The sequence below is a fragment of the Roseivirga echinicomitans genome, assembly GCF_001592935.1.
In the GTDB taxonomy this organism is placed as follows: domain Bacteria; phylum Bacteroidota; class Bacteroidia; order Cytophagales; family Cyclobacteriaceae; genus Roseivirga; species Roseivirga echinicomitans.
On the sequence record NZ_LRDB01000023.1, the window covers coordinates 189,203 to 215,277 of the forward strand.

Here is a 26,075-nt window from a genome sequence, read left to right on the forward strand (position 1 = left end):
TTGCAGAAATCGCCAAAACTTACCAAACAATCTTTTCCTTATTCAAAAAAGCGGCAATTCCCTTTTGGCAATCTTCCGAGGCACGGGCATTGGCATTCATTTCGGCAGCGTAGTTTAAAGCTTCTTCCACCTCCATGCTTTGCACAGCCGCGATCATTTGTTTGGTATAAGTCATAGACTGACCCGAGTTTTTCTCTACCAACATTTGTGCAAAATTGGCTACTTCTCTATCCAGTTCTATAGCCTCTACTACTGTGTTGACCAAGCCCATAGATTCTGCCAGTTCGGCTGGAATTAACTCACCTGTAAGCAAAAGTGACTTCGCTTTTCCTTCTCCTATTTTTCGAAGTAAGAAAACCTTTACAATGGCCGGAATAAAACCGATACGCACTTCGGTATAACCAAATTTAGCTTCGGGTACAGTGAAAGAAAAGTCGCACACCGTAGCCAAACCACAACCGCCAGCGATGGCATGACCTTGAATTTTGGCAATTACCACTTTAGGATGCTGATAGATTTGCAGAAAAAGCTCTTTCAGATGATTTGAATCGGCCAAGTTTTCTTCGAAGGTATTATTCTGAAGTTGCTGTAAATAAGCCAAGTCGGCACCAGCGCAAAAGGAATCGCCAGCCGCCTCTAATACGATCACTTTAGCGCTTTCATCTCCTGCCGCCTGAGTAAAGGCCTGCTTGAGTTGCGTTACCATTTCGGCATTTAAGGCATTTCTTTTTTCGGGACGATTGAGGGTAATGGTGGCAATGCGGTTGGCCACTTCGTATTTCACTAAAGTCATTTCTTCCATATTTTTGAATAATAGCCATCACGATAGACGGAGTATACTTTCAAATTTAGCGTTTCTGCCTGATTTGTGAGCTTATCGACCAAGAACTTCCGATTTGATTTGTCAATGATCAGTTGTTTAAACTCAAATTTGCCTTCTAAGTCCTCCAAGTCATAAACACTTTCATTTGAAAGAATGAGGTAATCCACCTCCACTGGCCTTTCAAATTCAACCTTGATTTTTTGATTAAGTTTAAAAATTCGCTGGCCCTGAAAAACAATCAATTGATGCCCATTTAAATATTCAGTTACCAATTCCAATTGATCTTCGGAAGGAAGAATGCTACTACCTGCCAATTGTCTTTTGGGTTCTAAATGAAATTGAATTCGATCTAAATTTAGTGAGAATGATGTATCGGCTACCAGCTTACTTTTATTTCCCACCCGAAAATCCAATACGGATTCGCCCGAAACATTCAACATACTGAACTCTGCACTTCTGTACCAACTCCAATGATTGACCTGGCTGGATACAAACAAAGCACAAAATACAACCGACCATATTAAGTATTTGAATTGTCTTTCGGCCATTAAAATGATGAGCATTATAATGACAGCATAAATCAGCCACGTTTCACCAGTAGTTAGGTGGATGCCATCCAAAGTGCTACCAGGAAGCCATCTTACCCAATGCACTAACGCATTCACCATTCGAACAAAGGCTTCTGTCAGCCAGCTTACGGTTTCGCCCAAATATGGAATTCCGCCCAAGGCCAGTACCGCCAAACCCAGAATGAGCATGGCAAAAGCGGCTGGAATTACAAACAGGTTGGACAATAGAAAGTAACTCGGAAACTGATGAAAGTAAAGAATACTCAAGGGCGCGGTCGCAATTTGAGCTGCTAGAGAAACACAGCTAATTGCCCAAACCTTGTCAAGCCAAATATTATGAATATCGAACAAAGCATAAAATTTAGGTTGAAGGTAAACGATGCCAAATACAGCCAAATATGAAAGCTGAAAACCAACGCTCATAATCAAGTAGGGATTCCAACAAAGCAGCACAAAAGCCGAAGTGGCCAGCGTATTATAAATACTACTGTTGGTATTTTTCGCCTTAGCAATGGCCACAAATGAAAACATAGTTACCGCTCGAAGCACGGAAGGCGAAAGGCCAGTAATGAATGCGTAGCACCATAAAAGCACAATGCTAATGATCGCCATCCACCAGCGCCTTTTCCAAGTATTGAGTTTAATTCGTTTAAAAATGAGCAGGATAATTCCGTAGATAATGCCTACATGCAAACCAGAAACGGCCAAAACATGCATGGCGCCTGCTGCTGAAAATGAAGTTTGAAGTTCGGTATCCAGTTCATCTTTTACTCCTAATGTAATTGCCAACAAAACTCCCCTAGCATCAGGATCTGAAATTCTGGCTTTGAGCAGTTCGGCACATCGATTTCTGATACGGATTGAAGCGGCAATAGGCCATTTCCACCAAGGCAAATCATGCCCAAGCAATTGAAAATCCTCTCCGATAAATTGCTGATGGAAGATGTTATTATAGACCAAATAGTTCTTGAAGTTGAATTCGCCAGGATTAGCAGGTCCTTCTGTAGGGTTTGGCGAACCTTTGACCAATAAAATATCGCCATACTGAAGATTTGCGCCCGCTTCTTTGCTAACATAAGCATTCACATAACCCGAAGCTGCTTGCCATTTCTCAGCAAGCACATCAGTGACCTCAAGCCGAACATTGATTGAGTTGGCCTTCATGGCGGGTTCCTCATAAACCACCGCCCGGTAAGTCTCAATCTCTTGGTTGATGTGTAGCAAATGGTCGGGTGAGTTATCGACTCTATGCTCCTTCAACCGAAGAAAACCCGAACAAAAAAGGATGGCCAAAGCCAAAACAGAGAGCACATACTGGAAGCGCAAAGAATTACGAAGTGCTAGAAAAACATAGATGATGAAAAGCGTAAGAGGTAACCAAATCTTAATATCAATCCACTCATGACTGTAATGATAAACAACCACTCCAAGGATAAAGGTAGCAGAGAATCGAATAAAAGGGAAAGCATTAAAATTCACTCAATCAAAATAATTATTTGTTTTATTATAATGAAGGAATTACAAAAAATACTAAAGCCATTCATCCAAAGTAAAGAAAGCATAACATTAAAATTTCATTGATCAGGCAATCAGTCTTTAAATTTGACCCAACTCAACAACCTGAACAATGAACTTGATTGAATACTTACGCTCTTCTGATGATTACTCATTGGATAGAGTAGTAAAGGAAATCTATGTTGCTAAGGATCAGCTAATCTACCAGCCCGGCCAACATACCAATTCCATTTATGAAATTGTATCTGGCGCTGTAAAACTAGGCAGTTATGGCTCACAAGGACAGGACATTACCTACGACATCCTCAGCGCGCCAGACACATTCGGGAATTTAAAATACCTGAATGGGCAGTTTTTTGAATTCGCAAAAACGATTATCCCCTGCCATTTGCGGGTGTATCAGCTCGACTTTTTTAAACGCATTATTGTTGAAGACTCTAAAGTTTCCGAGTGGTTCAACAAAAATGCAGTAAGGCGATGGAGCATTGCAGAATCTCGCTTATTCAGCATTCGTTCGGCCAACAGCTTAGAGCGACTGCAAGTAATTTACAATGAATTTGACAAGGAGGTTTCAGATGCTGAAAACAAAAAACACCATCTCTTCACATTGCTCACCAAACAAGAAATCGGTGATTTAACAGGCATGACACGTCAAACCGTAAGTCAAGTGATTAAAAAACTAAGTCCTGCCAGATTAAAGAAAACTGCGTAACGTATATTTTATACCACAAAAAAAGGGATCGTTGCGATCCCTTTTTTACTGCAGCATTTCCAGTTTGCAAAGCAAACCCACCAGAGACAATACTTATTTCTTTTCTAGAATACCTGGAAATAAAACTCCATCAGGCGCTGTGAAATCTAGCCCTAATAAAGTTGCTATCACTGGTGCAACGTCTTCCAAGCCTATTTTGTGTACCAGTTTGCCTTTAGTAACACCAGCACCCCAAGCCACAAAACCAGTTTCAATTTGTTTGAAGTCAGGGAAATATCCATGGGTTCCGCCTGAACCTCTTTTCAAATCATCACCAGAAGCTGAGCCCGACATTGCCACACCTGGTATCGGTGCTATAGCCAAAAACGCATTTGGATCGGCACCTACTTGAGCCAACTCTTCTTTCGATACTACTCTAAAAAGCTTTTTAGTTTTCTCAGGAAGGTCATTTAAAATCTGCTTTACTTGATTCAAGGTTTTAGTGTCCTTAGGGTCTTTCAGCATTAAAAAAGCTGCTGCGCCAGAAGTGTGAAAAGCAGCTTTCCAGTTACCTCTATCATTAGCAGTGGACATTAGACCTGCATTTGCCAGCCAAACATTAGGGCTCAAAAGTGAGTGCACATCCACAAAACCATGGTCTCCGGAGATGATAAAAGTGGTTTTATCTAGAATTCCAGCTCTTTCTGCTGCTTCCTTTATTTTACCGATTGCTCTGTCTGCAGCGGCTACAGCAAAAGGCACCATTTCACCGTCTCTTCCACCTTGGTGCTGAAAATGATCTGTACCGATTAAGTGTAATGCGATAAAATTAGGCTTGTGCTTTTCCAACACATAAGCAGCCATTTCTCCTGTTCTATCTTCTCTGTTGAAAAACTCACCATTAAACGTGGTGGTGCTCATTTTTCCTAAAACCTCTCTTTCAAGTTCTTCGAAAAAACCATTCGGAATATCTTTATCGCGCATTGGCTCAATACGGTCTGTTCCTTCCTTCAAATACCAGAATTCAGGAATATTATAATCGATAGGTGCGTCTACTGAGACTGGCCAAATGAAGGCTGCTGATTTCATTCCTTTCGCTCTAACAGCATCCCAAAGTGTTGGTACTTTAATTTGGTTTTCGTACCAATACCAAGCACCCGTCTGGCCTTTTTCTTCGAATGGAGAATTGTAATAAATACCATGACGAGCAGGTTTAGCACCTGTGATTAAAGTCGTGTGAGAAGGGTAAGTCACTGAAGGATAAACACCACGAACGCCTTCGGCTTTTGTTCCGTTTTCGGCCATCCATTTCATGTTTGGTGCAGGCCATTTGGCTTCCATGTAAAAATCCGGACGGAAACCGTCAATAGAAATCAAAACCACGTGCTCTGACTGCTGAGCCTTTAAACCCAAGCCTAAAATCATTACTAAAACTATTGCTATATACTTTTTCATCTGTTTCTAATTTTAAAAGGAAAGAGCAGGCGCTTTCACGCCTACCCTTAGCATCAATCTATCTATTTTAAAACACCATTATTGGCCGAAAGTATAGCGTAAACCAAGTTGAACTCTCCATGGCGTTCCGCCAATTGGTTCATTACCAGCTCCAGTTTGCACTGAGTAATCATAAGATTTAGTCGCCTGATCAAAGCCTGTGATTCGCATTAGCTCACGGTTTCTACCATAGTTATGTGTATTCCCTTTTGAGCTATCTAAGAAATTTGCGAAGTTGAATAGGTCAGCAGAAAGTTCTAAACCATGACCATTTATTAACTTAACCTTCTTCAATAATCGAAGGTCAATGTTTGCATAGAAACCGTTTACGCCTGCATTTCTTTCTGCAAACCGACCAAAGTTATCTTGCAAGTAATCTTTGAAGTTTTGAGGTACATCAGGATTATTCAAAATATCCATGTAACCATCTTTAATGGCCTGTGGCGTATTTGCATCATTCGGATCGAATATGTAAGCCTGATCGTTTGACAGGTTGAAGTCACCGTTCGCACTTCTGTTGTTATTATCAACCACAAAGTTAAAAGGACTACCACCTGAACCTGTAATTGTCGCCCCTAACACAAAACCATGGAAAGAGGGAGAAGCAGTATTCACTACAAATTTCGAACGGAAGTTGTTGTCAGAATAACCGTAGTTCAAGTCTCTTGGATCGCCAGTAACAGGCAAGAAAGTAGAAGTGTTGGCTACACAGCAGTTGTAAGAAGAGTTATCCTTAGAGCTGTTTCTTGTATAGGAAATGTTAAAGTATCCATCCTTTCCTACTTGAGCAGATCCGGAAATGATAATGGCATGCTGCTTTACTTCACCGTCAGATTCCAATACTAAAGCTCTACCTACTTGGTTCGAAATTCTACTGTTGGTCCAGTCAGTAATTCCGCTTGCGGTAATGGTATTCGCAGGCACAAACACTTCTCTACCTTCGTTGGTCACAAAGTATGGATCTTTCGCCAAGTTGGCTTCCTGATAAACATAGTTATTGGTGGTTTTACTTGCCAAATAGTTTACAGAAACTGAATATTTATCACCAAAGTAGTGCGTATAATCAATGTTGAATTTAGCCGTAGTTGGCACTTCAAAGTTGTCGCCTACTGCGTTAATGGTGCTGAATGGCACTTGACCTGCTGGTACGCCTGGCACTGTGCTTGGATCATTTCTGTATGCGTTGAAGTCAGGAGTTGGAACATCCGCACCCGTTACATCAATGGCACCTAGCAAAGTCCCAGAATTCTGAATGTTGTTTACCTGAGCATAATAATGTGGCTGAGAGTTGAAGATACCACCACCCAATTTAATGATGTCTGAATCTTTACCTCCAATATTCCATATTCCTTGTAATCTTGGCTGAATGTTGTCCAAATCTTGAGGACGATTGTCTGTTCTAATCCCTAGTTCATTGAATACCGTTTGATTGAATTCTGCACCTTCAGTGAAGATTGTTCCATCCCATCTTACCCCAGCAATCACTTCCAAATCTCTGTGCAGGCTAAATTCTGCTTGCGCGAAAAGAGACAAATCCAATACGGTTTGCTTTACAATTGGCAAACCTTGCAATGGCACTTCTCTGGCATAACGGCTTGGTGTTAAGTTTTCGAAATCATCGAGTGAATCGAAGAAGAAACGACCGTTTTGCTCATTTGAAAGTAAGGTCTCCAAATAGGTAATCATGTTGTCCGTTCCGAAAGTGAAATTCACATTTCCTCTTGATAAATAAGCCGTGTTGGTGAACTGGATCATGTTCTCCAAGTTGGTTTCAGGAGAGTAACGCTGACCACCCAACTGAACCGTTCTGCTGGCCGAAGATCCATCAGGAAGTGTAGACTGCACATTTACAATCGCTCTTGGAATGTTTGAAGAAGGCAATTGTGAGCTTGGGTTATAAGCTCTTTCAGCATGCTGATACTGCAACTTGAATTCATTGGTAAAATTGGCATTGAAGGCCGATCGCAATGAAACACCCAAAGTGTTTTCCTGAGAATTGAAGTCAGAATAACTTTCTGCTAATTCAAAGCTTGAGTTATCGCTAGTACTGAACGGGTTGGTGTATTTGTTGTAGTTATTCTTGATGGTCAACCTGTGAATGTTATTCAATTGCCAGTCAACCCTTGCAAAGAAGGTACTTGCCTCAGACGAACGTTCAAATTGACCTACTTGCTGGTCAGCGCTCAAACCGTATTTTGCCCTTGCGATCTGTAAGTATCGGTCCAAATTCGCTTTCGTCAATCCTGATCTATTCTCGTCATCCGCATTTTGAATGTCAGCAATAAAGAGTGGATCAGTCGCTTCTTGTCTTTCAAATACTGCAAAAAAGTGAATTTTATCTTTGATGATTGGCCCACCCAAACTCACTCCATATTGTGTATTGTTGAAGTCCGCAGTTCTTTCATTTTCTCTAATGTCAAGGTCATTTTGAAGATTGTCGTTTCTGTGGTATACAAAAGCGCTTCCTTGCAAATCATTAGTACCAGACTTTGTTACCGCCTTAATGGCTCCACCGCCTTGACGACCTTGCGTTACATCATAATCATTTGTTGAAATTTCAAACGTTCTAATCGCTTCCTGCGAAATGGTATAAGGACCTTGTCCGATTTCACCCGCAGTCAATGTGTTTCTAGCGTTCAAACCATCAATGGTAACGCCTGTTGAAGTTCTTCTTTGCCCTCCCAAATTCAAGCTTCCTCCACCTTGTAATGGAGACAAACTCACTAAACGAGTGAAATTTCTTCCTTCAGAAGGCAGGTTTTGAATTTGCTGAGTGCTAACGATGGTCGCCTCTCCTTGTCTGTCGATAGAAGAACGGATTTGATCACCAGTCACCACAATGGTTTCCATTTCTGTAACTGCCTCAGATAATTCAAAGTTGATCTTCAACTGATCACCTTGATTCACCATAAAGCCTTCTTTCTTTTTTGATCCATAGCCCACAAAAGAAGCAGTGATTTCATAAGGACCGCCCAATGGTACTTGAATAAAGCGATATTCACCATTTGCATTGGTTACAGTCCCAGTTTGAAAACCAGTGGCAGTATTTCTTACAAGAATGGTTGCACCTGGTAAGGTACTGGCATCGGTAGCGGTAATAACGCCCTGAATTGTAGCATCTGTTGCTTGTGCTAGGGATTGGAAGACCATACAGGTCAACAATAGCAGGGTCATCCCCAGTTGCCTACTATTGATTTTGATTAGGTAGAATTTTAGTCTCATAGTGTTGTTTTTTGCACAAAACTATGGCTACCATTCTCAGGCAAATGTTAGATTTTAACATCTGCAAAAAGGTTAACAATACCCTAACCAGCCAACTGCTTAGTATTACATTTTCTTAATATTGGGGAAACAGAAAACTAAAGAGTTTTCTGCATTTCGTAATGTTCAATGGCCGCTTCTACGAATTTTTCACCCACTTTCACAAAACCATATTTAGTATATAATGGCATTGCTGTAAGTTGGGCATGGAGGTAAATCAAAGTGCCAGGTTTGGCCACATTGCTTTGAACATCTGCCAAAACCACCTGAACCAAATGCTTGCCTACACCTTTTCCTCTGTATTCATCATAGACAGCAAAGCGCTCTAGCTTCACTCCTTTTTTTGTAGTGCGATAACGCGAAGTTCCAGCTGGTTCACCTTGATAGTAAGCAATAAAGTGAGTGGACTCCGCATCGAACTCATCGAACTCTTCCACACGGTCGCAAAGCTGCTCTTCAATAAATACTTTTTCACGGATGGCAAAAGCTTGATCAAGCTCTTCCTGGTTCTCCACTTTTTTTACTCTTATCATTTTCTTCTTGATGTTTATCGTAAGCCGAAATTATTTCTTTCACCAATCTGTGGCGTACCACATCTTTGGCATCTAAATCTACTCTTGCTATTCCTTTAACGCCACTTAAAATCCTGAGCGACTCTGCCAAACCTGATTTTTGGTTTCTCGGTAAGTCAATCTGAGATATATCTCCTGTAACAATTACCTTAGAGCTAGGCCCCATACGCGTCAGAAACATTTTCATTTGCATGGCCGTGGTATTCTGGGCTTCATCCAAAAGAATAAACGCATGGTTAAGCGTTCTGCCTCGCATATAGGCCAATGGCGCTATTTCTATCACTCTATTCTCCTGATAAAATTTCAGCTTTTCCGAAGGAATCATTTCATCTAAGGCATCATAAATTGGCCTTAAATAAGGGTCAATCTTCTCCTTAAGATCTCCTGGAAGGAAACCCAAATTCTCTCCTGCCTCTACAGCCGGACGCGTAATGATGATTTTCTTTACTTCTTTATTTTTTAAGGCTTGTACGGCCATGGCTACTGATATATAGGTTTTACCTGTTCCAGCTGGCCCTACAGCAAAAACTATATCATTTTCTTCAACGGCTTTCACCAATGCTCGTTGATTTGCCGTTTTCGGCTTAATGGTGTTGCCTTTGTTGCCATAGACCAAAACACCTTCATCACCTTGTCCGTTGACATATTCCGCTTCACTCTTGATATAAGATTTCACATTGTCATGTGTTACCTTTCCAAACTTATGGTAATGCTGTACCAAAGAATTCAGAATATCATTGATTTGGATAATCTCTGAGGCATTTCCTTGAATGAGAATCTCGTTGCCCCTCGATACTATCTTGCTTTTAGGAAAAGCAGAGGCCACTTCTTTGATGTTCTCATTTGCCATGCCCAAAAAATCGACCATGGCTATGTTTTCGAGTATAATTAATTTTTCTACCAAACGCTTAACTATGTTTTATTTGATTGATTTAGCCTCAAAATTTTCGATACTTTTGCTATTCGCAAACTTAGAAATTTTAACCGAATAGTCCTTTATGGCCATTGTCACTTTAACTTCTGATTTTGGACACACCGACCACTATGTGGCCGCTTTAAAAGCGACCTTGATTTCCAAGGACAGCGCATTGAAACTTATCGACATTAGCCACGATATCGAACCTTTCGATATCGCCCATATGGCATTTGTTGTAAGTGCCGTGTTTAGGGATTTCCCCAAAGGCACCATTCACATGCTTAGCACTAACGTAGCACAAGCTAATCAAGATTCTTATTTAGCAGCTAAAATTGAAGATCATTTTTTTGTTGCCCCTGATAACGGAATCTTAAGTTTAATCAGTGATAAAACTCCAGAAACCATTGTAAAGTTATCTGTTGACAATAATTCTACTTTTCCTCAGCGTGGTATTTTGGCCGATTTTGTCTTGCGCTTGGCCGCGAATGAAGACGTTTCCGCTCTAGGTGAAGCAGTTACAGAATACACGCAACTGATGTTAAGGAAGCCTCGTGCTACCAAAAAAGAAATTTCCGGCCATGTGATTCGAGTGGACCGTTACGGCAACCTTATCACCAATATCAGTAAAGTGGATTTCGATATTCTAAGTAAAAACAGAAATTACAAATTGGTATTTGGCCGCGAATCTGCTCCTAGTGTTCATTCTAATTATTACGATGTGGATCCAGGCGAAGTCTTTTTCGTGTTCAATAGCCTGAACGTTTTGGAAATAGGAATCAATCAGGGGAATGCTTCTACCCTTTTGGGCTTAAGCTACGACAGCCCAATCCTCATTCAATTTGAAGACTAATGTTAACAAGAATTGTAAGAATGACTTTTAAGGCCGAAGAAATGGACGCCTTTATCGAATTATTCAACGAAACCAAAGACCGTATTCGTCATTTTGAAGGCTGTCAATACCTAGAATTGATGCGGGATTATAATGATGAGTGTATTTTTGCTACTTATAGTCATTGGGAAAACGAAGAAGCACTGAACCGTTATCGTCATTCGGAATTGTTTGGTGAAGTATGGAAAGCCACCAAGGCTAAATTTGCCGATAAACCCGTTGCCTTTTCGCTCAAAGGTTTTATTCAAGTAGACTAAAATTTACTGGCTGAAGCTATTGTTTCATAAAAAATCTTTACTCATTTTTGCATCCCCAATTACAACACCTGCCCAGGTGGCGGAACTGGTAGACGCGTTGGTCTCAAACACCAATGATTTCACGATCGTGCCGGTTCGATTCCGGCCCTGGGTACTGAACCTCTCGAATTTCGGGGGGTTTTTTTATTGATTACAATCCGCTAGCCTACTCTTAATTTCTCCTTAAATTGCAGCTTGTCTTCTTACCTAAAACGGTATAATATATGTCTATCTCAAAAGAGTCTGAATTCATTGGAATGAAAAAAATTAGCGGAGTAGTCGGCACTACTTTAAAGCTGATGCGCGAACATGCCCAAGTGGGCATGTCAACCAAAGAATTAGACGATTACGGTGGACAGATTTTAACAAGCTATGGCGCTAAGTCAGCCCCCTTTGAAACTTATGGTTTTCCTGGCTATTCATGCATTAGCGTGAATGAAGAAGGTGCGCACGGAATTCCCTCTAAGGCAAAAATATTAAAAGAAGGTGATCTCATTAATATTGATGTATCTGCCGAGCTCAATGGATTTTGGGCGGACAATGGCGGGTCTTTTATTTTAGGAAAGGACATTCATAACCATCAGCCCTTGGTAGATGCTTCTAAAAGCATTTTACACAAAGCTATTCACAGCATTAAAGGAGGAGTGAAAATAGCGGACATTGGTCAGATCATTGAAACCGAAGCAAAAAAATCAGGCTTTAGAGTAATTAAAAACTTAGCCGGTCATGGAGTAGGTAGAAGCTTACATGAATCGCCTGATAGTATTTTGAATTACAGAGTAAAAAGTAATCATCAAAGGTTCAAGAAAAACACCACCGTGGCCATTGAAACGTTTATTTCAACCCACTCAAACTTAGCCGTAGAGCTTAGAGATGGTTGGACATTGGTAGGCAATAAAGGAGGTTACATCACCCAACATGAACACACCATTTTAATTACAGACAATCAGCCCGTAATTCTTACTGCTTGTAATGGTATTTGGGATTAAATCTTTTGCTGAGCTTCAACGTATCTCTATTTTTTTCAGAAATTATTTTATCTTGATCTATGGAAAAGGAGATCGTAAAGGAATATTCAAACGGTGAACTCACCGTAGTTTGGAAACCCCAAAAGTGTATTCATGCTGGCGAATGCGTAAAAGCATTACCAGAAGTGTATAACCCCAAAGAGAAACCTTGGATCAAAGCTGAAAACGCATCCACCCAAGCGCTAAAAGACCAAATCGCTAAATGCCCTTCTGGTGCTTTGAGCTATCGTATGTAGCCCCCTGTTCCGGTTTCAAGTTTATCGTGGATTACTGTACTGTAATCCGGGCCTCAGAGTATAAGTCGTAAACGGCAACAGTAGTACTATGCCCTGTCGCGTTTCCCCAAAAAGGATGTTTATTAATCAAAGTTCTCGTTTCGACATATTCTGGATGATAATCGCCTTCCAGATCGTCCCAAACTACGAGCATATATTCATAACGCATCTTGCTTTCGCGGCCTTCTTCAAGCCATAGTTCGAAAGTAGTTTCTTCTAAAGATTTTGGGTATTCTCTGCTATCGAACATATGCTATTTGAATTCAATTAATGGCTTAAGTAAGCCTTTGTTCTCTAAGGAAGCTCGTATCCGGTCATGGTTCTTCCAAAATTTGGTTTCAATTTTCTTTGTCAAACGTTTGTACTCTGGTAGATCTTTGATCTTGTCGGTAAGTGGATCATCAGGAAAAAGGACCACCCAATACATATAGTTATCCTCCTCGGAAAACGAGTCCATATACGCGAGTGATTTTTCCAAATCACCAAAATGGGCGTAGTATACTGAAAGGTTCAAACCCTTATAAATGGATTGGTCATGCTCCGCAAAATCTTTGTAGTCTGCAAAATACGCTTCTGCTTCCTTTTTAAAACCCATCTTTTCAAACACTAAAGCAATAGTGCCGTGTTGATGCCTGTAAATATCAAGCTGAGCAGCATCTCTTTGCGCAATGAATTTTTTAAAATAGTAATAGGCACTATCATAGTCCCGCTTATAATAATAGGCCTTAGCCACGTCTTGAAGAATATCTAAACGAGTAGTATCCTTTTCCCATTCTTTGATTATGAGGCGTCTAGTTTCATCCCAGTCATGGTTTTGGGCATAGAGCATATAGGCCTTCACATATTTCGAAAAAGGATTCTCTGGGTTAAAGCCCAAAGAAACATCTACATACTTGAGGGCCTCATCCACAAAACCGGTTTGAATTAGGGCATTACTTAAGTTCAAATAGAAAAAGCTTGTGGTTACAGAATCATAAGCCGCTACATTCAACTGAACACCTTTCAGAGCATATTCTAAGTATTTCCCAGTATTCGGGCTGATGTTGGCGTAAAAATCCGAAAGCATATTAATGACAGGCGCTGAATTAGGGTTATACTCCAGTGCTTTTTCTAAATAAGGCACTGCCTGCATATATTCTCCATTGTGCATGTAATACAAAGCCTTCGACATTAGGGCCTCGTCTAACTTTGGATCATATAACAAGGCCTTATCGGAGTGATTGTTAATTTCGGTCAAGTACTCCTTTTCCTGTTTAAACATATCCAAGTAGTAATAACATATAGCGATACCCGCATGTGCTCGAGCGAATTCAGGGTCCAATTCAAGGGCTTCATTAAAAAACCTTATTGCTTCGCGAAAACCTTCATTTGTAGTCTTACTGAACTCGTTCTGCCCTTTCAAAAAGTAATCGTAAGCTTCGAGGTTATTTGTAGGTTTTTTCTCAATTAGATTTTGCTCCTGCGGAGTAATAATTGCTTGAATTTCCGCAGCAATACTGATGGCAATTTCCTCCTGTAGCTCGAAAATACTTGTCACTTGGCGGCTATACTGCTTCGCCCAAAGGTGTCTGTCGGTGCCCGCCTCAATCAACTGAATATTGAGCAGTATTTCATTGCCGATCTTCTGACCACTACCCTCGACAAAATAGCTTACGTTCAACTCTTTTGCTATTTCGGGAATGGACTTGAAAGTGTTTCTATATTTTTCTGAAGAGGTTCGACTCACTACGCGTAAATCCTTAATTTTCTGGAGGTTATTCAAAGTGGACTCCAATAAACCATTGATCAAATAAACATTAGTCGAATCGCCACTGTCGTTTTTAAAGGGCAATACAGCTATGGATTTTTCTAATTGTGTGGGAGCCGATTGACTAGAGGTTTTAAAGGCAAAATAAGCGATCATAAAAATAAGCGCGGTTACCACAGCTAAACCCCAAGCAAGTTTACTTTTCCCATCAGCTGGTTTATCCTCAACTTGACTGATAGGCTGTACAGGCTGCCATCTTTTACTAGCTTCTCCTGGAGGAAAACCATATTCTTCACGAAAGCACTTTATAAAGTAAGAGGTACTGCTAAAACCAACGGCATATGAAACTTCAGTTACATTCTGAGAAGAATCTATCAACAATTCCATGGCATGCTTCAACCGAACTTTGCGAATAAATAGGCTCACGGAAAGACCAGTAGATTTCTTGAGCCTCCGCAGAAGATTCGAACGACTCATGTTGATGGCCTCTGCAAGTTCAGACACTCCAAAATTTTCATCAGACAAATGCTCTTCAACCACTCGAGTGAGTCGGTTCAAAAAATCATTTTCATATTGATTAAAATCGGGCATAAACGGAAATAGGATCGCTTACAAAGGAAGTAATTATTCTTCGAAGCGAAAAACGACTTTCAACTCTTACATCCGGGGCTAAAATCGGCTAATGCGTCATAATTTATATTCATGCATCATAAAAACTATGATGTCCGCAAACTTGCTATTCAAATCAGCATAGCTATTAATCCGCCTTTAAGGCTTCTAATCACCTTTGCAAAGAAGATTTTAAACAAATAAAGAAAAATTTTAAATCATGAAAACTCAAAGAAAAAGTCTAAGTAAAGTATTACTCACAAGCGTCATCTGCTTAATATTTGTAAGCACATCATGCGGTAGTAAAAAAGAAAGCACTACAGAAAAAGGGGCTGCCACAGAAAAAGTAAAAGCACCTAAAGTAGACATCCATACTGCTGCGCTCACTGGGAATTTAGAAGCCATAAAACAACATATTCAAGCCGGTTCTAACCTGAATGAAAAAGAGTCTTTCGGAGGATCTAGCCCATTGATTACAGCGGCACTATTTAACAAGCCTGAAATAGTAAAAGTACTCATTGAGGCAAAAGTCAATATCGATCAAGTTAATAATGATGGCTCCACTGCACTCCATTCAGCGGCTTACTTCTGCAATACAGAGGTAGTTAATGTATTACTAGCAAACAATGCTGACAAAAGCATTAAAAACAATTTTGGACAGACTGCATTAGAATCGATTTCCGGTCCTTTTAGCGAAGTGAAAGGAATCTATGAAATGTTCGGAAAACAACTAGCGCCTATGGGCTTGCAAGTGGACTTAACACAAATAGAAAAAACCCGCCCGGTCATTGCTGAAATGCTCAAATAAAAACAAAGTCCCAAAGGTCAAAATATCAAAAAAATGACAGCAATCAACACTAGAAGATATGATATAGACTGGATCAGGGTAATTGCCATTGGCTTACTTCTGATCTATCATATCGCGATTGGGTTTCAGCCATGGGGCCTTTTCATTGGCTTTATTCAAAGCGAAAATTCGCTTAGTTCCATTTGGACACCAATGTCGATGTTAAATGTATGGAGAATCCCCCTTCTCTTTTTTGTAAGTGGAATGGGTGTGTTTTTCGCCATTCGAAGAAGGAATTGGAAGGCGCTCATTAAAGAAAGAACTGGACGAATACTTATTCCATACTTATTCGGAACAGCTTGCATTGCTCCTCTTCACATCATCATTCTTCAGCACTACTATGGAACGAAAATGACATACATTTTCAACCCAGGTCACTTATGGTTCTTAGGGAATATTTTCGTCTATGTGCTGCTCCTTTCGCCTCTTTTCTTTTATCTAAAGAAGCATGAAAATGGAAAAATCGGTATTGCAATCAAGAAGGTATTCCAAAGCCCGTTTGGATTTATAATCATTGTATTAGCCTTGATTGTCGAGGTTTTGATGGTTCAACCTAACCCTTATGAGCTTTATGCACAAACATGGCATGGCTTCTTTCTCGGACTATTGGCCTTTCTATTTGGCTTTTGTTGTGTCTATAGCGGCAAAGAATTTTGGATTTTTATTTTGAAATGGAGATGGGTGTTGGTTTTGGTGGCAGTAGGTCTTTATGTAGTCCGTTATTTCGAGTTTCAACTCAATTCACCAGACTATTTAATGGCTACTGAAACTTGTTTTTGGGTGTTTTCTGTTTTTGCTTTTGGCTATAAATACCTTAATAAACCAAGCGGAGCATTGAGTTATTTAAGCCAAGCGGCTTACCCAGTGTATATTATTCATATGGCCTTTCTTTACCTTGGCTCATCGTTAATTTTCCCGCTCGCCATTCCAGTAACCTTGCAATTTGTATTGGTTGTAGCCTTCACTTTTGTGGGTTGCTTCGGATTTTATGAATTGGCAATTAGAAGGTTATGGTTTTTAAGGCCGCTTTTTGGCCTTAAAATGAAAGCCAAAGCTGAATAAGTCAAGAAGTTGGTTATCTCAGGATAACCAACTTACCAAAACCCAGTTTATTAAAGCCCCTATCGCCTTTGGTAGCGCGAGCACCCAAGTCCTGGCCATTAGCTTTAAGCTTTACACGATATAAATAAGTACCGTTGGCCAGTTGATCACCAAACTCATCTTTGCCATCCCATGCGTAATCGGTAATGTTATTTCCAATGCGGATTGGCCCGAGTTCATCTTGCGTAATCTCTCTCACCACTTTACCAGAAACCGTAAAAATCTGTATGGTTACCTGATCAGGGACTTCTGTTCCCGTGAGCGTAAACACAAACCTTGTACTACTTGAAAAAGGATTTGGATATGGATAGAAATTGGTAACGGTAGCCTCATTGATTACTTCAAAAGTAATAGTATAAGGCCCAATTCCTGATTGGTTTCCTGAAGCATCGGTCGCTTCGACTTGCAATGAGTAAACACCATCCTCAAGTCCTGCTGGTTGAAACTGGACTCTATAATTAGAGTTTTCGCTGGCCGGAGTAAAGGTTACGTTTGGATCTGAAAAATTGATTCGTTTGAGTTGACACCCATCACAAGCCGAGCCCAACTTAATTTCAACTCCAAGGGTGTCGGTTTTTAAAAGGAACTGGTTATTATCTCTTAATTCTAAGGCCACCAAGGGCCTTGGTGAAACAATATCTCCATCTAAAATATTGACCCCATCAAAAGTAACATCAATGGCGGGGTTGGTCTCGTCTCTTAGCACATTGAAAAAACTCTCGAGCCTAATTACATTATTATTAAAGTACTGTTCCAATTCTCCCCCATTGTTTACAAACACTTGCAGGTCATTCAGCCCCACTTTTCCTTTGGTGTCAACAGGCAAAGAGAAATCTACAAACTGGCCTGCGGCTACAGCAGGGATCTCAATGGTAGCAGTTACTTCTTCTCCCGTAATTTGATTTCGCAAAATATAACGTACTTCCAGTGGCCCTTGAAAATCGTATTCCGAAATATTAGTGAACCTAAACAGGGCATTAAATGGTTCTCCTTCGTCCAGTTCAATGTTAGTATTCTCATTATTCTGTAATGACACTATACCTTCCGGAACACCCGCAAATGAAATCGACCAGCTTTTAAGCTGTGGAGGAGTGGCCAACGCCTTATCTTTCATTACTACATAAAACCTGAGGTATGGATACTTTAAGGGATCAACAGCACTTAAGTCAGCATCGTCAAAAGCAATATTTGGAAACAGTATAGTTTCCGTGCCATTTGGTGCCACCCCCATTATATTGAATATTATTTCGTCAGTAGAGCCTATTTGAATATCCTTGGTAAACCTACCCCAAGCAGTAGCTGGGCCAATTGTTGGTGACTGAACACTTCCACTATCAATACTGGCCACAATGGCGGCATCAAATGTAATTCTTGCTTTTCGAGCATTATCATCTGCCCCAATCGGTTCGCCAACCACTTCTTGCGCCTGACCTGCCACTTGACCTTTTCTACCATACATAATATAAGGCTCCCCCGTTTGCAATCCATTGATTGTAAACCGGCTTGCCCCTACTCGTTCCATATCGTCACGTACATCGGTTCGCCAAGTGTTATAAGTCAATTGACCTACGGAAAAGAAAAGCACAAAGTCCTGATCGTCAACACCATTAACATATTGGCGCATCAAACTTTGCGCAGGCAAAACATTCACATCCGACAATACCTGATTCGTAAACGAGTTGATATAGCTTGGAGATTTTCCGCACTTGAGCGGATCATTTTCGTCAAAAACGCCATCGGTTTGAAGCACAAAGTAAGGTTGACCACTGTCTTTATTAAAAGCAATCGCATTGAAAGTACTTAGGTTACACGGGTTAGCGGGAATAATGGCTTGCCCATTTATATTTACGACTATATCAGAAGCACGTTGACCACTCGCATGCTCCGAACCATAAGTTTCAACTTCTATGCTGGTACTCGTTCCAGCAAACACCCAAACCTCATTATTCTCACTTTTGGCCACAGAACTTAACCTTAGGCTCTCGTGCTGATCAAATTCGGTTTGTGCCCAACCTCTATCACTATTTTCTATATATGTAAAGGTAGAGTTTGACCAAGGAATAGGGTCTACAGTTTGCTCATCTTGAAAAACACTTCTCCAATAGTATTGAATTGAGTCATTGACGGTCGGAGCTACTAAGTCCAAATCCCAAGTACTAATCCCTTTGCCGGTCAAAACCTGCTCCTTTTTCCAAGGGCTATCAAAAGTATTAACTGTATCAATTTGCACAACATAAGACCTATCATTCAATTTAAGATCGGCAGATTGTACTACAAGACTCACAGAAGTGACATTAATCGTTTGAAAGTTAAAAGGGGCAGTATTAAATGTTCCTTTTGCAGGAAAGAAAAATGAAGCTTCAGCACTATTATTCAGCTCACTACCTTCGGCTACGCTGCCTTCGGCATCCAGAATTACTTCAAATCTATTTTCTCCAAAAAAATCTAAGCCCTGATTTGCAATTTCATAGAATACAGTATCCTGATAACGGATTGGCTTAACCTTCACTAGCGGTAAGTTGATCACGGTACCATCATCAAGCTTTCGGTTGACAGAAACCGACAGTGAATCTGTACTTGTTCTGCCACCATTGTTCACAATTACTCCTAATTCGAAAAAGGGAGAAGCTGCAGTGATTTCTCTTCCATCCTTGGATCTCAAAAAGATATCCTCAGTTCTTATTATATAATCCACTTTATCGTGACCAAACAAAGGAATAGCTGGGTCTCCCTGCAAGAGAATCTGTTCAACAGCTGCAATATCCGTTTGATCTAACTGAAAATTATTCGCCAAATAATTCCTAATGGTTTCTTTCTGAAGGTTACCGATGGATTGGGTCATCCATAAGGTGTCTGCCAATAGGTTATAAAATTCAGCTGTATAGTCTCGCAATGAATTGGGAATACCTACATCGGTATGGGCAATGAAGTTGGTCGCACCCTTTCCTTCGGCAGACAGCCAGTCTTCCCCAAAAGAGCTTCGATCGAATATTTCTCCACCACGACATCCGTTCACTATAAAGGCAGTGTAACGACCCTGATTATTATATCCATTACTTGGGTCAGAAACTGTTCCAATGTCAATATCAGTAAAACTCGATGAAGAATGCCCAAAGAAAGTAATCAAGCCTACACCTTTATTTACCTCCTCTGATATGTTGAATTTCTGAACTGCGTTATTCGTATTTTTAGAAACATTATTAACGTTCGCTCCTAAATAATCGGCACTTACCTGGTCACCAAAGCCTTTGATAAATTCCTTAAATCGAACCAACTCATCACTTGTTAACCCTCCACTTAGGTGAACAATATTTTTGGTCCAAGGTGAGTCTTTTATAGTCGATTCCTTTTCTTTGACCTTATCCAAATAGTTGGCTACGCTTGTAGAAATATTTACAGATAACCTTCCGACTGGAATAGTAGGGATATTGGCCACACCATCTAAAGCTTGAGTATACAAAATATCCGATCCTGGCGCACCCATAGTTGGCACTAAATCTCTTCTAGAAACAGCCAATGGATTGGGTAACCTTTGCACCTGATTGTCTACCCTTCTACCTCTACCTATGATGAACAAATACTCAGGGTTGCTATTGTTATATACATGACGTACAAACCTGCGAATGGCCAATGGAGTATACTCACCATAACTGAATTCATCATAAAGTTTGGTTACATCGGCATAAAGCACATTAAAATTACCCCCTTCTATTGAGCTTCTATAGTCTATATAAGCCTGAACTGGGTCATCGTATCGTCCCTCCACTGGTTTCCTAAGCTCCGGATGTGAAATAATGAGGTAATTATTATCGGTAACGTCATCATAATTAAAGGTCACTTTTTCTATTTTTGGCGTTAAGAAGGCACTTCTCCTCTTCATGAAAATTTTTCTAACTTCATTATTAGACCTGACAACACCACTCAAATTGCTCCCTGTTAAAGTTGTGGTCACTTTTCTAATATTTAGATAGTCAGTAATGTCATATAGATCTGACTCTCCTACTACATTTTCTACCTGCAACAGGCTATTGCCCGCCTTTGCCGGTAAATTGAAAATGAGCTTATCTCGTGCTTGGGCATCCAACTCTTGTGGAAAGGAAAGTTTTATATAGCCAACCGCCACTCTATCATCGGGTATTTCAGGAAAACCTACGGCTTCTACCCTAACAACGAGTCGCCCTGTTGACGAAATATCTGTCCATTCGATCTGCTTAGTGTCTGTCCCAAAATTGCTATAATTCAGATGGATGTCTTGCGAAATCGTTCTTAAATGCTCTGTATCTGGCCCAATATGGATTGAAGTATTGTGCAGTCGATTGTTAAACCCAACAATTTGTACCGTTAATCTCGGAGTTCCCTGACTACTTACCCCAAGCGTTACATTATTGATAACGAAGTCTCTAAAAGTTTTTCCACTTCGAATAGTGAACTCATTTCTCATGATTGTATCGCTGACAAACATTTGCCCTCGATCATAATGAGATAGTTTCACTTCACCGCTTGGGTTGCCTATTTGATAATATTGACCAAAGGAAAACTGAGAGGTATACACCTGAAGTGCTTCATTTGTATGAGATGGTACTCGAGTAAGCCCAGCTGTGGACTCATTCAAAACCTCCATTCTTTTGCCGGTAGCGCCCGAAGAAGAGGTAAGGAAGAAAGCGGTTGTATCTGAGAATAGGTTATAGTACTTATGAATCTGGCTGGCAGGAGAATTAAAGAGTTCGGTGTCTTGAGTCCCATCATTTTTCTTTCCGAAAAACTCAATATAATCGCCAGCACCGAAAACACTATCCCCACCGTCATTTACGGAAATGGCTACTTCTTTACCTCTATGAAATAGGTTAAAGTTATTGGTGGCGGCTTCTGAAAAGTTATACCCCGCTTTCTCAAGCGACTCATACGTTAACCTATAAATATCGTCCGACCCTGTTTTAATTTTAAAATAAGATTGGTCATAGTTAATCCACTCGTTACCGATCAACTGAGCGTAGCTCACCTGAGAAATAATCATCAAACTGGCAATGATAAGAAACGCGACTTTACTTACTCTTCCCATCTCTCTCCTTTCTTTTATCCTTAGAATACATGCCCGATAAGGCATCTAATGAGTATTTCAAGCTAAAAACGTGAGAGTATGGTGACTCAGCCACATTTCCAATGTCGGTTAAGGCATAATCAATCACCAAATCATCGAGTTTAATTCCCAGTCCAATATTAGGTTGAAAAGCCCAATAGGTTTGTTCTGAACCTCCATCCACTCGTGTGAATTCTTTTATTCTTTGAAAATTTCCAATCCCCATTCTAACAAAAAACTTATCCTCGTAATCCATTTCAAAACCAAGTTGAGGTTCGAAAGAAGCAAAACCTGTTTTCACCAAAGTATTTCTACGACCATCAAAAGTAAATACTAAGTCGGCTGAAGTAAGTATACCCATCTTTTCATTAATTCTAAAAGTTCGTGAGGCACCTGCAATAAGCTTAGGCAGTGTAATCTCTAGAGAGTTCCCTGGTAAATCATTATTTGTTTGAGAAAAAATAGCGGCTAGGTTATCTTGGTTAATCGTCCAAGAATTAAATGTTGTAGACACATCCCTGATCATTATTCCAAAGTCCCAATCGTAATGGCGGTATTTCATGGCGGCATCAATCCCGAAACCCCAAGCGTCTGCAAAATCACCTACCTTTCTACGAATTACTTTAAAGTTCACCCCAAAAGTCAAACCTCGTCCAAATTCATTTCCAAAAATCAAACCCACCGAACTGGCATAAGATAAAACAAAGGCGTAATCCTGAGCACTGAAAAAGTCAATATTATCATAATTGAGCCTTCCGTTGTCATCGAACAAAAATCGTGTATCGGGAATGTCATCAATCCCCAATCGAATAACAGACACAGCGAAATGGCTAAATTGGTCAATAGCTCTAGCGTACGAAATATAGTCGTAGTTGGCTGTTCCTGCAAAGTAAGCTGCGTGCTGTGCCGTAAACTGATGGCGGTATTCAATATCGGTGAGAGCTGCGGGATTCCAATAGGCTGCTGTTGCATCGTCCGCCACGGAAGTCATAGCATTGGACATAGCCAAGGCTCGCGCACCAACACCAATAGCCAAAAACTCATTGCTGTATTTGGGCGTATTTTGACTTTGTAGTCTAGGTGAATATAAAAATAGAGGAATTAATAGCATCCCCCATTGTAGCTTTTTAAGGTTTCTTCTCACGAGTAAATCGTATCCCTCCAATAATCAAAATTCAACATATTTAATAATAGGAGTTGAGGCCATACATAGAACTCAACAGTATCATAAATATTTTAATGCCCTTTCACAAAGTAAGCAAAAAACATTCAGACTACCTCAGAACAGCTGTTTTTAACCATTTTTTAAACAAGGAATTATTTTTTATATAGTACTATGTAACACATAGTACCTTTTTACGTATGTTTGTATATGAAAAGGTCGAACATCTTAAAGGTTAAGAGATGAATTTAGAAAACACTCAGGTCCAAATGCGAAAAGGAATTCTCGAATTCTGTATTCTGCATATTATTTCGAGAGGAGAAGTTTACGCTTCTGATATGCTCGAAGAACTCACTTCAGCGAAAATCATAGTAGTTGAAGGCACACTATACCCATTGCTCACCCGTCTTAGAAAGGCGGGACTGCTTGAGTATAAATGGGTAGAATCCAACTCTGGCCCACCCCGAAAATACTATACCATTACCGAAGAGGGCAAAGAATTTAAAAACAGCTTAAGTAATACTTGGCTTCAATTGGTCGAATCAGCATCTCAAATCATAACAAAAAACAACTCATAATACTGCCGTCATGAAAAAGAACATAAGCATAAATATAGGTGGCATCATATTTCATATTGAGGAAGATGGTTACGAAACCCTCAAACACTACCTCGATTCCATCAATAAATATTTCTCTCCTTACGAGGACAGTGAAGAAATCATAGCCGACATAGAAGGCCGAGTAGCTGAGATATTCCTAGAAAAACTTCAAGACGGTAACCAAGTTGTTTCTGCCGAAGATGTAAATGCATTGATCAAAACAATGGGAAATATCTCGGATTTCGAGGCCATCGAAGAAGAGGATGATTTTGAGCCTACTCCTAAAAAAGAAGAGAAGAAAAAGAAGGTCAAAGATGATCGTCAAAGCGCGTCATCTGGTAGAAGCACTTCCGGTTATGAAAAAACGGAGAGGTTATATCGTGATTTAAATCGTAAAATTTTAGGTGGTGTAGCTTCTGGAATCGCCCATTATTACAATTTTGATCCGTTATGGATGAGGGTTGGAATACTTGCGGTCACCTTTGGTTTGGTATTCGCAGGACCTTTAACCGCTCTTGTATTTATTGCCTACTTCATTATGTGGGCTGTTACTCCTGGGAGCAACAATCTGGTTGAAAATAAGAATTTGAAAAAATTCTATCGCGACCCAGATCAAAAAGTAATTGGTGGTGTTTCGTCTGGCTTGGCCAACTACCTTAGTATTGACACTATGATCGTTAGGATCATCTTTCTGGTCTTGCTTTTTGGTTTTGGAACAGGCTTTATACTCTATATTATTTTATGGATTATTACGCCAGAGGCGAATTCACTTACCGACAAAATGCAAATGAAAGGTGAGGCGGTTACGTTATCGAACATAGACACTAACTATAAAAAGAGCAAAACAACAGACTTTGAGCCAAAGGGTGAAGGCACATTTACCAAGGTTTTACTTTTCCCATTCCGATTAATTGGTAAAATATTCGTTGGGCTTGGACGTGCTTTCGCTCCACTAATGCTTTTCCTTGTCGCTGTAATTCGCATTGCTACTGGCGCAATAATTGCCACTACGGCATTATCTGTAATGATTTCCTTACTAGTAGCCACAGGTGTATTCATGGGGCTTTATAATGGAGATTGGTTTCTTTGGGATAGTGATTTGGCCTATTTTCCATTAGAAATGTTTAGAAACACGGTTCCAGAAATGGGCTTAATTTTCTTATTTATTACTTCATTTATACCTGTACTTTATCTATTCATTGCCGGTATAACAATTATTGCAAAGCGAAGAATCATGAGCCCAGCAGTAGGCTGGAGTATTTTGGGCATTTGGTTCATCGCCATTCTCGGAACCTTTGCTACTATCCCCAATGTAGTCCGTGATTTCAGAGATGAAGGCATTTATAGAGTTGCTGATGATTTTGAAATAGTGGCCGACACAGTAACGCTTAGCATGAATGAAGTTCGATATGGCCATTTCACGAGAAGGGGCTACAGATGGGATAATGATTCTTACTATTCTTACAATGACACTTACACTTCTGACTTTACTGACCTAGACATTCGAATGAGTGATTCTGATCAGTTTAGGGTAGAAAAACGATTCAGAGCAAGAGGTAGAAGTTTGGATGATGCTGAAAAAAGGGCACAAGAACTCAGTTATGGATACAAAGTTGATGGCAGTACAATCACTTTTGATTCGGAAATGACATTCCCTGAAAGAGTAGAGTTCAGGGCCCAAGAAGCAGATATTACATTCTTTATTCCAGAGGGAAGACCATTTAAAATAAGTGAAGGAATGCGTTCAATCTTGCAATACTTCAGATACGGATACAGCTGGAGACAAGCTTATAATAACACTTGGGTTTTTCAGGACGGTGATTTAGTATGCTTAACCTGCGAATCAGAAGAAGCGCTAACTAATGGTAGTACTCAATCGAATACACAGAGATTCGACCTTGATGATTTTTCTAGCCTGAAACTAAGCAGCAGTTTTAAAGTGAATTTAGTTAAGGGAGATAAGTACGAAATGGAAGTGTCAAGCAAGACAAAATTCAGCACTCCTGATTTACGTATTTTTAACAACGAACTGAGTTTATCTAGAGTAGACTTCAAATTGGACGAAGAAGAAACTTCAAATATGGAAATCACCATTACTGTTCCTGAATTGAGTAGAATTCGGGTTTCTAATAATGTAGACTTAAACATTGAAGACTTCAGTACAGAGCTCATTAACATCAGAGTTTTTGATAATGGCATAGTAAATCTAAATAGCCAATTTGATGAACTAGAACTCTTTCTTACTGATGAAGCCAGGGTGAACCTGTCTGGCAACATAAATAAACTAGAAGCCCTTTTACAAAAAGACGCCAGGCTCTATGGTTATGACGCCAATGTAGAAATAGCAGAAATAGAAACCGACAATGAGAGTCGAGTTCGGATTAATGTAAATCAAGATTTGAACGTTACAGCCGAAGGTTTTTCTTCTATCAGCTACAAAGGAAAAGGACAGTTAAACATTCGAGATAAAGGCAGATCGGCAACAGTCACCAAGTTTTAAATTCATCTCAAACCATTTAACCTTAACCCAATGCGTAGCTATGCATTGGGTTAATTCATTCTAAATCAAGAACTTTACGCTTCAATAAAGTAAGAAGAGCCCTC

At 40.1% G+C, this 26,075-nt stretch carries 19 protein-coding genes and 1 tRNA gene; 10 read left to right on the top strand and 10 right to left on the bottom strand.

Annotation, left to right across the window (positions count from 1 at the left end; all coding sequences use genetic code 11):
* Positions 1-19: 19 nt before the first annotated feature.
* Both AWN68_RS12170 and AWN68_RS12175 read right to left on the bottom strand, forming a co-directional pair.
* Entirely contained in the window at positions 20-802 is a 783-nt protein-coding gene (locus AWN68_RS12170) for an enoyl-CoA hydratase/isomerase family protein (RefSeq protein ID WP_068415934.1), read from the bottom strand.
* Positions 790-2,871 (bottom strand): ComEC/Rec2 family competence protein, encoded by a 2,082-nt coding sequence (locus AWN68_RS12175; RefSeq protein WP_068415936.1) that lies wholly within the window; start codon positions 2,869-2,871, stop codon positions 790-792. Before AWN68_RS12175 ends, AWN68_RS12170 begins: the two co-directional genes overlap by 13 nt.
* 148 nt (positions 2,872-3,019) lie before the next feature.
* Between AWN68_RS12175 and AWN68_RS12180 the strand changes: the two genes are divergently transcribed.
* Complete coding sequence (locus AWN68_RS12180) at positions 3,020-3,619, top strand: Crp/Fnr family transcriptional regulator (RefSeq protein ID WP_068415940.1); 600 nt, start codon at positions 3,020-3,022, stop codon at positions 3,617-3,619.
* 93 nt (positions 3,620-3,712) lie between these two features.
* Here AWN68_RS12180 and AWN68_RS12185 read toward each other — a convergent pair whose 3' ends face one another.
* From AWN68_RS12185 to AWN68_RS12200, 4 genes are all read right to left on the bottom strand, one after another.
* On the bottom strand, positions 3,713-5,053 hold the full coding sequence (locus tag AWN68_RS12185) for an alkaline phosphatase family protein (protein ID WP_068415943.1): 1,341 nt from the start codon (positions 5,051-5,053) through the stop codon (positions 3,713-3,715).
* A 78-nt stretch (positions 5,054-5,131) separates the two neighbouring features.
* Positions 5,132-8,314, bottom strand: a complete 3,183-nt coding sequence (locus AWN68_RS12190) for a TonB-dependent receptor (protein WP_068415946.1) — start codon at positions 8,312-8,314, stop codon at positions 5,132-5,134.
* Between the two features lie 137 nt (positions 8,315-8,451).
* Entirely contained in the window at positions 8,452-8,886 is a 435-nt protein-coding gene (locus AWN68_RS12195; RefSeq protein ID WP_068415949.1) for a GNAT family N-acetyltransferase, read from the bottom strand.
* A complete protein-coding gene (locus AWN68_RS12200; protein WP_068415952.1) occupies positions 8,846-9,829 on the bottom strand; it encodes a PhoH family protein in 984 nt (327 codons plus the stop codon). Before AWN68_RS12200 ends, AWN68_RS12195 begins: the two co-directional genes overlap by 41 nt.
* 94 nt (positions 9,830-9,923) lie before the next feature.
* Between AWN68_RS12200 and AWN68_RS12205 the strand changes: the two genes are divergently transcribed.
* The 5 genes from AWN68_RS12205 (at position 9,924) to AWN68_RS12225 (ending at position 12,290) form a co-directional block, all read left to right on the top strand.
* Positions 9,924-10,691, top strand: coding sequence for an SAM hydrolase/SAM-dependent halogenase family protein (locus AWN68_RS12205; RefSeq protein ID WP_068415955.1), 768 nt, complete (start codon positions 9,924-9,926; stop codon positions 10,689-10,691).
* Positions 10,691-10,987 (top strand): putative quinol monooxygenase, encoded by a 297-nt coding sequence (locus AWN68_RS12210; protein ID WP_068415957.1) that lies wholly within the window; start codon positions 10,691-10,693, stop codon positions 10,985-10,987. The genes AWN68_RS12205 and AWN68_RS12210 overlap by 1 nt, the downstream gene beginning before the upstream one ends.
* Before the next feature lie 70 nt (positions 10,988-11,057).
* Positions 11,058-11,141, top strand: a tRNA-Leu gene (locus AWN68_RS12215).
* A gap of 109 nt (positions 11,142-11,250) precedes the next feature.
* Positions 11,251-12,015, top strand: a complete 765-nt coding sequence (gene map, locus AWN68_RS12220; RefSeq protein ID WP_068415959.1) for a type I methionyl aminopeptidase — start codon at positions 11,251-11,253, stop codon at positions 12,013-12,015.
* 59 nt (positions 12,016-12,074) lie between these two features.
* Positions 12,075-12,290, top strand: a complete 216-nt coding sequence (locus tag AWN68_RS12225; protein WP_068415962.1) for a (4Fe-4S)-binding protein — start codon at positions 12,075-12,077, stop codon at positions 12,288-12,290.
* A gap of 31 nt (positions 12,291-12,321) precedes the next feature.
* Here AWN68_RS12225 and AWN68_RS12230 read toward each other — a convergent pair whose 3' ends face one another.
* Positions 12,322-12,579, bottom strand: coding sequence for a hypothetical protein (locus AWN68_RS12230; RefSeq protein ID WP_068415963.1), 258 nt, complete (start codon positions 12,577-12,579; stop codon positions 12,322-12,324).
* Positions 12,580-12,582: 3 nt separating this feature from the next.
* Positions 12,583-14,667 (bottom strand): helix-turn-helix domain-containing protein, encoded by a 2,085-nt coding sequence (locus tag AWN68_RS12235; protein ID WP_068415964.1) that lies wholly within the window; start codon positions 14,665-14,667, stop codon positions 12,583-12,585.
* 238 nt (positions 14,668-14,905) lie between these two features.
* On the opposite strand from AWN68_RS12235, the gene AWN68_RS12240 reads away from it, so the two are divergent.
* Together AWN68_RS12240 and AWN68_RS12245 are read left to right on the top strand one after the other, a co-directional pair.
* Positions 14,906-15,493 (top strand): ankyrin repeat domain-containing protein, encoded by a 588-nt coding sequence (locus AWN68_RS12240; RefSeq protein ID WP_068415967.1) that lies wholly within the window; start codon positions 14,906-14,908, stop codon positions 15,491-15,493.
* A 33-nt stretch (positions 15,494-15,526) separates the two neighbouring features.
* On the top strand, positions 15,527-16,594 hold the full coding sequence (locus AWN68_RS12245) for an acyltransferase family protein (RefSeq protein ID WP_068415969.1): 1,068 nt from the start codon (positions 15,527-15,529) through the stop codon (positions 16,592-16,594).
* Between the two features lie 13 nt (positions 16,595-16,607).
* Here the strand turns inward: AWN68_RS12245 and porU2 are convergent, their stop codons facing one another.
* On the bottom strand, positions 16,608-21,692 hold the full coding sequence (porU2, locus tag AWN68_RS12250) for a putative type IX secretion system sortase PorU2 (protein ID WP_068415972.1): 5,085 nt from the start codon (positions 21,690-21,692) through the stop codon (positions 16,608-16,610).
* Positions 21,676-22,875 (bottom strand): putative type IX sorting system protein PorV2, encoded by a 1,200-nt coding sequence (locus tag AWN68_RS12255; protein WP_245658004.1) that lies wholly within the window; start codon positions 22,873-22,875, stop codon positions 21,676-21,678. The genes porU2 and AWN68_RS12255 overlap by 17 nt, the downstream gene beginning before the upstream one ends.
* A gap of 239 nt (positions 22,876-23,114) precedes the next feature.
* On the opposite strand from AWN68_RS12255, the gene AWN68_RS12260 reads away from it, so the two are divergent.
* Both AWN68_RS12260 and AWN68_RS12265 read left to right on the top strand, forming a co-directional pair.
* The gene (locus AWN68_RS12260) at positions 23,115-23,450 is read left to right on the top strand and encodes a PadR family transcriptional regulator (RefSeq protein ID WP_068415977.1); all 336 of its coding nucleotides are present in this window, start codon (positions 23,115-23,117) and stop codon (positions 23,448-23,450) included.
* 10 nt (positions 23,451-23,460) lie between these two features.
* Complete coding sequence (locus tag AWN68_RS12265; protein WP_068415979.1) at positions 23,461-25,971, top strand: PspC domain-containing protein; 2,511 nt, start codon at positions 23,461-23,463, stop codon at positions 25,969-25,971.
* Positions 25,972-26,075: the final 104 nt, after the last annotated feature.